The organism is Mesorhizobium sp. M0701 (genome assembly GCF_040320365.1).
Lineage (GTDB): Bacteria > Pseudomonadota > Alphaproteobacteria > Rhizobiales > Rhizobiaceae > Mesorhizobium.
The window spans coordinates 87,584-94,153 of the sequence record NZ_JAMYPO010000028.1; the positions used below are offsets into that span (position 1 = coordinate 87,584).

A 6,570-nucleotide genomic window follows, 5' to 3' on the forward strand; every position below is an offset into this window, starting at 1 on the left:
TCGTGAAACGCCTTTTCAACCGCCTGCTGCCGAAATCCTGGCGCTCCGCCGTCGTCACCATTCCGGTCATCCGCCTGCACGGCACCATCATGCCCGGCGGCGGCCAGTTCCGGCCGAGCCTGTCGCTCGCTTCCACCGCCGGCCTTCTCGAAAAGCTGTTTTCCTTCGACGCGCCGGCGGTCGCCATCTCGATCAATTCGCCAGGTGGTTCACCGGTGCAGTCGCGGCTGATCTGCAGGCGCATCCGCGACCTGGCGAGCGAGAAGAACAAGAAAGTCCTGGTTTTCGTCGAGGACGTGGCGGCCTCGGGCGGCTACATGATCGCGGTCGCCGGCGACGAGATCTTTGCCGACCCGTCCTCCATCGTCGGCTCGATCGGCGTGGTGTCGGCCTCGTTCGGCTTTCCAGAGCTGTTGAAGAAGATCGGTGTCGAGCGCCGCGTCCACACCGCCGGCCAGAACAAGGCGGTACTCGACCCGTTCAAGCCGGAAAAGAAGGAAGACGTCGAGCGCCTGAAGGCGCTGCAGCTCGAGGTCCACGAGACCTTCATCGATCTCGTCAAGGACAGGCGCGGCAGCAAGCTCAAGGACGATCCCGACCTGTTCACCGGACTTTTCTGGACGGCCAAAAAGGGGCTGGAGCTCGGGCTGGTCGATGCGCTCGGCGACATGCGCAGCGTGCTGAAGAGCCGTTTCGGGCCGAAAACCCAGCTCAAGCTGATCACCGCGCCGCGCGGCCTGTTCGGCCGCTTCGGCCTGTTCGGCTCGAGCTTTTCGGCGCCCGATATCGCCGCCGCCGCGGCAAGCGGCGTCATCGATGCGGCGGAAGAGCGCGCGCTGTGGGCGCGCTTCGGGCTTTGAAAAGCCGGTGAAAGCGTCTAGCATAAATCATCAACCGACCCGACCGGCCGCCTTGCCGGCCTTGCGAGGGAGGAGTTTGACATGCCGCAGATCATTTTCTTCGCCGTCGTCGGCATTGCCGCCTATTTCGGCTACCGCTCCTTCGTCAGGGAAGCCGAGCGTGTGACCGCCAAGGTGCGGCGTACCGAAAAGCAGGCCGCCAACGGTACGATGGGAACATTGGTCAAGGACCCGAAGACCGGCGAATACCGTCTGGCCAAGGATTGACCGTCGTCCCCCTCGCGGCCGAGCCAGTGAACGCCGAGGCCAGCATCCGGGTGTCGCATGCGCACGGCAAGATAAATCTCGCGCTGCACGTCACCGGCCAGCGTGCCGACGGCTATCACACGATCGAAAGCCTGGCTGTGTTCACGCGCTTCGGCGATCGCATCGAAACGGAGCTTGCCGACAGCGATGGGTTTTCCGTGTCCGGCAAATACGCCTCCGCGGTGCCGGTCGACGACAATAATCTGGTGGTGAGAGCGCGCGATGCACTGCGGCGCGAGGCCGGTCCCCAGCACGCACCGGCTGTCGCCATCAGGCTCGAAAAGAACCTGCCGGTCGCGTCCGGTGTCGGCGGAGGGTCGAGCGATGCGGCGGCTGTGCTGCGCGCCCTGGTCCAGACCTGGGGACTTGATGTCGGCGATGCCGAACTGGCGCGGATCGGCCTGTCGCTCGGCGCCGACGTGCCGATGTGCCTCGCAGCCAGACCGCTGATAGCCCGCGGCATCGGCGACGAGCTGACGCTCGTGCCGGGTTTCCCGGCGCTGGGTCTGGTGCTCGTCAATCCCGGCACTGCCGTCTCGACGGCCGACGTGTTCGAGGCGCTTGGCCGCCGCGACAATGCGGGGCTGCCGCCGCTGCCGCGCAACCTCGACTTCCACGGCATCCGCAACTGGCTGGAGATCACCCGCAACGATCTCGAGCCTGCGGCGCGCGCAATCCAGCCCGCCATCGGCAAGGCCATTTCCGTGCTCAACAAGGCCGGAGCCGGTTTTGCCAGGATGTCCGGTTCAGGCGCCACCTGCTTCGGGCTGTTCGAGACCGGCAATGTGGCCAAGCGCGCGGCTGTCGATATTCGCAGCCGCCGTCCCGACTGGTTTGTCGCGGCGACGCGAAGCGTGACATCGGAGGTTGATGCCCATGGCCAGGATTGACGAGAGCCGCCCCTTCGTTCCCGTGCGCATCGCGGTACTGACCGTTTCCGATACGCGCAGCCTCGCCGACGACAAATCCGGGCAGACGCTGGCCGACCGTATCGCCGAGGCCGGCCATGTCCTGGCCGCCCGCGACATCGTCACCGACGACCGCGACAAGATCCGCGACAAGGTCCTGGGCTGGTCGAAGGACGATGCGATCGATGTCGTCATCACCACCGGCGGCACCGGCTTCACCGGCCGCGACGTGACGCCGGAAGCGCTGGAGCCGATCTTCGAAAAGCGCATGGACGGCTTTTCCGAAGTGTTCCACCGCATCTCCTACGACAAGATCGGCACTTCGACGATCCAGAGCCGGGCAACCGGCGGCGTCGTCAACGCCACCTTCGTTTTCGTGCTGCCGGGCTCGCCCGGCGCCTGCAAGGACGCCTGGGACGGCATTTTGAAGCCGCAGCTCGACTATCGGCACATGCCCTGCAACTTCGTCGAGATCATGCCGCGGCTGGACGAGCATTTGCGGCGCGGCTGAGACGAACCGAGGTATCAGCCAAGCGACCTCGGTTTAGCGAATGACCGGCTCGCCGTGAAAACGCCGGCGCGAGGGCGGCGAGACGCCGAAGCCAACCTCCATCATCAGCCGCGGCGTGCGCGTCGGCACGGTGCCCATATGGAAGCCGAACGGATCCTCGACAAAGCCGAGGCCGGCCGGCCCGGTCAGCGTGACCGGGCTCTGCTCGCCGTACACGCCCAGCACCTCTTCCGCCGAATGGCCGACCAGCAGCGTCAGCTGATGCTTCAGGATGCGGCGGTTGTGGGAGCCGCGGACATAGACATGCGGCCCGGTGTCGGCGTCGACCGGCACCAGGTAGAAAAAGAACTTCAGCATGCGCCAGTCGTCGAGGTCGAAATGGTATTTGCCGAGCGAGGCCATGTTCTTGTCGGCGTCCGAGACGCCACCGGTCGGAAAGCTCCACCAGACGCGGGTCGTGATCAGCTTGGCCTGGCTGCCGAGATAGTGTGCCGCGACGTCGAGAAGCAGCGGATCGCGCTGCACGGCGACCGCAGCGCTGCAGTCGAGGACCCGCTCGAAATAGTGACCACTGAGCAGCGGGCGGCCGAAATGCTTTTCGGCATCGGCGTGTTTTTCGGGCAGGAATTCCAGCCGGCGGTCGAAATTGCCGAAGCATGGCGTGCGCTCGGCGAAGCGGGCGATCTCCTCATGGACGGCGGCCGGCAGCATCAGGCCCGAATAGAGCCCCTCCGTCCGCAGCGCGCCGACGACGGCATCGCGGTCAACGCCGGCGAACATCGTTTCACCGACATTGCGCGCCGGCGGAACCGGCTTCGCACCGCGCCAGTGCAGGCGCCGCGCGGGCATGGTGCGGGCCAGCATGAACATCGGCAGCCATGCCGGATTCTCGCGAAGGTCGGAAAGATAGGTCGGGATGCGGGCGGCGATGCGGCGCAGCGTACCGCCGTTGCGTGCGATCGCCTCGAGGCTTGCAGCGCCGGACTTGTCAGGGCTTGAAAGGGTCATCGGGGTCCTCAAAATGTCGAGGGAACAGCATCGACGTTAGTCGTCGCCACTCCGGCACACCCCAAACCCTATTCGCCCATATCGCCGGGAATGGTAACCCCCGGCCAGATTTTGTGCAATGCACAATAAACGACGACCCGCCAGAAAATTTGCTTGGCGGAGTTCCCACAACCGGCACGGTAAGCCGTCACTTCCGCGGCGCGACCCAGATCTCGGCGTGGAGCCTCCTGGTCGCCAGGCCGCGGGCGATCGCTTCGGCGCTGCGGGCGTTCTTCGACAGCGCCGCGGCCTGACGCTTGCTGATCACCAGGCCTTCGGCGAGAGCGCGATTTCCGGCAAAGACACGCGACAGGAACGGCGCGCGGCTGCCGCGTGCCCGCGAGAACCGCGCCGCCATGGTTTGCCTGGCGGTATGCGCGACGACCTCGTCGATCCAGCCCTCTCCCAGCCGCGCGCCCGGTTCCAGCAAGAGCAGCCAGTCGCCCTTGGCCTGCCTGATGCCGGCGGCGATGCCGCCGCTGACATAGTGGCAGCCGGCATGTTCGGCGACGCGGTGCGTCTGATCGGTCGAGCCGGTGTCGCAGACGAGAACGTCGCGCACCACGCCTTCAACGGCGCCGCCGATCAGCGAGGCGAGCGTGCGGGCAAGGCCCTCCTCGTCGTTCAGGGTTTCGATCAGGACGCTGAGCATGTTTAGCCGAATAGCGGAAAGCGGTGGGCAGCGCCAGTTTTTGCGGCGCGTCGCGAGAAAGTTCTTGCTTTGTTCTCATCAATGCGATAGGAATACATTCATGAGCAGAGCGATTCGACAGCGGGCGGACAGTCCCTGGGAAAGGGCCAAAATGGAACAGATCGTGCGTGCCGACATTGCAGCCTTCGGCGCTGGCAGGGCCGAGATGGCGAATGCGATGATCGAGCAGAGCGGCATGCGCGTCCGTCCCGACCGCAATCGCGGCAGGTCGGCGGGCATCAATCCGTCCGGCCGTTTCGAGCCGGTCAGCCGGCACGTGTTCGACGACGGCTGGAATTCGCTGGAGGAGCTGCCGCCGTTCAAGACCGAGGTACAGGTCGAGAAGCCGCGCACCATCATCACGCGCAACGAATCGCCCGACATCTCCTTCGACCGCTCGATCAACCCCTATCGTGGCTGCGAACATGGCTGCGTCTATTGTTTCGCGCGGCCGACGCACAGCTTCATGGGGCTGTCGCCGGGGCTGGATTTCGAATCGAAGCTGTTTGCCAAGCCGGATGCGGCGCGGCTGCTCGACAAGGAATTGTCCAGGGATAATTACCAGCCGCGCACCATCGCCATCGGCACCAACACCGATCCCTACCAGCCGATCGAGAAGCAATACCGGATCATGCGCGAGATCCTCGAAGTGCTGGAGGCGCGCGGGCACCCGGTCGGCATCGTCACCAAATCGGCGCTGGTGACGCGTGACATCGACATTCTGTCGCGCATGGCCGAACGCGGGCTGGCCAAGGTGGCGTTGTCGGTGACGACGCTTGACCGCATGCTGGCGCGCACCATGGAGCCACGCGCGTCGACGCCGACCAAGCGGCTGGACGCGATCAGGCAGCTTTCAGACGCCGGCATTCCGGCCTCGGTGATGGTTGCGCCGATCATCCCCGGACTGACCGACCCGGAGATGGAGCGCATCCTCGATTCGGCGCAGGCAGCGGGGGCACGTGAAGCCGGCTATGTGCTGCTGCGCCTGCCGCTGGAGGTCGCGCCGATCTTCAAGGACTGGCTGCTGCGCCATTATCCCGATCGTTATCGCCACGTCATGTCGCTGATCCGTTCGATGCGCGACGGCAAGGACTACGATTCGGAATGGGGCAAGCGCATGAAAGGCTCCGGCCCCTATGCCTGGCAGATCGGCCGGCGTTTCGAGATCGCTGCCAAACGGCTCGGCCTCAACGCCGAGCGGCGCTCGCTCAGGACCGACCAGTTCGTCCCCGCCGCCAAGGCAACCGAGCAGCTGATGCTGCTGTGACAAAGCGTCTCGCGCCAGCCGGTTGAAACGGCCGGCAACAGGCAAAAATCCCGTCCGGCCTGTCCTGTCCCCGGGCTTGCAGACGGTAGCCCCTCCTGGTCCGGTGCCCCGCCCGACCCGGAGGGACTTGCGGAGAATCGGAGCCGATGCGAACCTCGCCGCACCATGGCTCGCCCGCGTTCCGATTCTCCGCTTCTCTTCGAAATTGTCGAGAAACCCGACTTCTCGTTCGAGACGAAGGCGATGGCCGAAGGCCTGTGGCCGGTGGCGGGGATGGACGAGGCCGGCCGCGGTCCGCTCGCCGGGCCGGTGGTGGCTGCAGCGGTGGTGCTCGATCCCGCCAACATCCCCGACGGCCTCGACGATTCCAAGCGGCTGACGCATTTGCAGCGTGAGGCGCTGTTCCTGAAAATCCTCGGCTCCGCGCTCGCCGTATCGATGGCGTCGGTCAGCGCCGAAGGCATCGATGCCTCCAACATCCTCAAGGCCAGCCTGGAGGCGATGCGCCGTGCAGTGGCCGGCCTGTCAATCCGGCCGAAGCTGGCACTGGCCGACGGCCGCGATGTGCCGCCCGGCCTGCCCTGCGAGGGCAAAGCACTGATCAAGGGCGACCAGCGCTCGCAGTCGATCGCCGCAGCCTCGATCGTCGCCAAGGTGTTGCGCGACCGCATGATGTGCGGCTGCGGCAGCCATCATGCGCGTTACGGCTTCGAACTGCATATGGGCTACGCCACTGTCCGCCATCGCACGGCGATCGATCTGCACGGGCCGGTGGCGCGGCTGCACCGCGCCTCCTTCGCGCCGTTCCGGTTCGGCGGCACCGAGGTGCTGGAGGAAGAGGGTTTTTCGGGCCTGGATTGAGCGATTCGGCTAGGTGTGATCTCCCCCCTCGAGGGCTAGGGCATATACACATCTCGCAGAGCCCATCCATCGGCACAGGCACGGAAGTAGGCCAGGCCGTTGTAGAAGGTGATTGGTCC

General features: G+C 65.6%; 8 protein-coding genes. 6 read left to right on the forward strand and 2 right to left on the reverse strand.

Going from position 1 to position 6,570, the window contains the following annotated elements; all coding sequences use genetic code 11:
- The first annotated feature begins 2 nt into the window (after window positions 1-2).
- From NKI24_RS23710 to moaB, 4 genes are all read left to right on the forward strand, one after another.
- The gene (locus tag NKI24_RS23710) at window positions 3-860 is read left to right on the forward strand and encodes a S49 family peptidase (RefSeq protein ID WP_352748825.1); all 858 of its coding nucleotides are present in this window, start codon (window positions 3-5) and stop codon (window positions 858-860) included.
- An 81-nt stretch (window positions 861-941) separates the two neighbouring features.
- Window positions 942-1,127, forward strand: a complete 186-nt coding sequence (locus NKI24_RS23715) for a membrane protein (RefSeq protein ID WP_023674078.1) — start codon at window positions 942-944, stop codon at window positions 1,125-1,127.
- 26 nt (window positions 1,128-1,153) lie between these two features.
- Window positions 1,154-2,056 carry a 4-(cytidine 5'-diphospho)-2-C-methyl-D-erythritol kinase gene (locus NKI24_RS23720; protein ID WP_352748845.1) on the forward strand — a complete coding sequence of 301 codons (903 nt, stop codon included), beginning with the start codon at window positions 1,154-1,156 and terminating at the stop codon, window positions 2,054-2,056.
- Window positions 2,043-2,585 (forward strand): molybdenum cofactor biosynthesis protein B, encoded by a 543-nt coding sequence (gene moaB, locus NKI24_RS23725; RefSeq protein ID WP_352456849.1) that lies wholly within the window; start codon window positions 2,043-2,045, stop codon window positions 2,583-2,585. Before NKI24_RS23720 ends, moaB begins: the two co-directional genes overlap by 14 nt.
- 33 nt (window positions 2,586-2,618) lie before the next feature.
- Here moaB and NKI24_RS23730 read toward each other — a convergent pair whose 3' ends face one another.
- Window positions 2,619-3,593, reverse strand: a complete 975-nt coding sequence (locus NKI24_RS23730; RefSeq protein ID WP_352748828.1) for a phytanoyl-CoA dioxygenase family protein — start codon at window positions 3,591-3,593, stop codon at window positions 2,619-2,621.
- Window positions 3,594-3,780: 187 nt separating this feature from the next.
- On the reverse strand, window positions 3,781-4,284 hold the full coding sequence (locus NKI24_RS23735; protein ID WP_292664385.1) for a glycosyltransferase: 504 nt from the start codon (window positions 4,282-4,284) through the stop codon (window positions 3,781-3,783).
- Between the two features lie 151 nt (window positions 4,285-4,435).
- On the opposite strand from NKI24_RS23735, the gene NKI24_RS23740 reads away from it, so the two are divergent.
- Window positions 4,436-5,590 (forward strand): PA0069 family radical SAM protein, encoded by a 1,155-nt coding sequence (locus tag NKI24_RS23740; protein WP_352748831.1) that lies wholly within the window; start codon window positions 4,436-4,438, stop codon window positions 5,588-5,590.
- Window positions 5,591-5,755: 165 nt separating this feature from the next.
- Window positions 5,756-6,451, forward strand: a complete 696-nt coding sequence (rnhB, locus tag NKI24_RS23745; RefSeq protein WP_352748834.1) for a ribonuclease HII — start codon at window positions 5,756-5,758, stop codon at window positions 6,449-6,451.
- Window positions 6,452-6,570 lie beyond the last annotated feature (119 nt).

Coding starts and splice junctions, on each gene's coding strand:
- NKI24_RS23740 (WP_352748831.1), top strand. CDS start 4,436: ATGGAACAGATCGTGCGTGCCGACATTGCAGCCTTCGGCGCTGGCAGG.
- moaB (WP_352456849.1), top strand. CDS start 2,043: ATGGCCAGGATTGACGAGAGCCGCCCCTTCGTTCCCGTGCGCATCGCG.
- rnhB (WP_352748834.1), top strand. CDS start 5,756: ATGGCTCGCCCGCGTTCCGATTCTCCGCTTCTCTTCGAAATTGTCGAG.
- NKI24_RS23715 (WP_023674078.1), top strand. CDS start 942: ATGCCGCAGATCATTTTCTTCGCCGTCGTCGGCATTGCCGCCTATTTC.
- NKI24_RS23735 (WP_292664385.1), bottom strand. CDS start 4,284: ATGCTCAGCGTCCTGATCGAAACCCTGAACGACGAGGAGGGCCTTGCC.
- NKI24_RS23730 (WP_352748828.1), bottom strand. CDS start 3,593: ATGACCCTTTCAAGCCCTGACAAGTCCGGCGCTGCAAGCCTCGAGGCG.